The sequence below is a fragment of the Hyphomonas polymorpha PS728 genome (assembly GCF_000685315.1).
Classification (GTDB): domain Bacteria; phylum Pseudomonadota; class Alphaproteobacteria; order Caulobacterales; family Hyphomonadaceae; genus Hyphomonas; species Hyphomonas polymorpha.
Window position 1 is genome coordinate 1 of sequence record NZ_ARYM01000070.1, and the last position, 447, is coordinate 447.

The window sequence follows — 447 nt, forward strand, 5'->3', positions numbered from 1 at the left end:
GTCTGTAGTGTCCTTGCCTCGAGATCAACATATCCGAGGTCATATTGCATGAACGAGACGAGCCATATTCCGTCATCGACTTCCTTCAGGCCGACGCGTTGACCGGCGAGGACTGAGGAGATGTTGATCTTCTTCCGGTGCATGCACAGGCGTCCGCAGGCAGTGATCAGGGCCTCGTGATCGTGGAACGGATACTCGATGTCCGGCAGGCCGCTGAAGGGGCGCGGTGACGGGGTGTAGACGCTCGCTGGGCAGGCCATGGCGAGCCCTTCATGGGGCCGTTCGGTGTTGAACTCCTGGATGAAGTGATCGAAGCGGTCCTGCTGCTGGAGATGATTTGCGGCGGCCGGCTTTGTGGTTTCATTCTTCAGGGTGAGATGCATGCGTTCGTGGCGGCCGTTCTGCTGAGGATGTCCTGGCCGGATGCGCTCGATCGCGATGCCCAGC

1 protein-coding gene is annotated in these 447 nt (G+C 60.0%); it reads right to left on the reverse strand.

Features of this window, described 5'->3' with window-relative positions:
• The coding region (locus tag HPO_RS19425; protein ID WP_035602959.1) for an integrase core domain-containing protein at window positions 1-447 on the reverse strand (447 nt) is incomplete at both ends.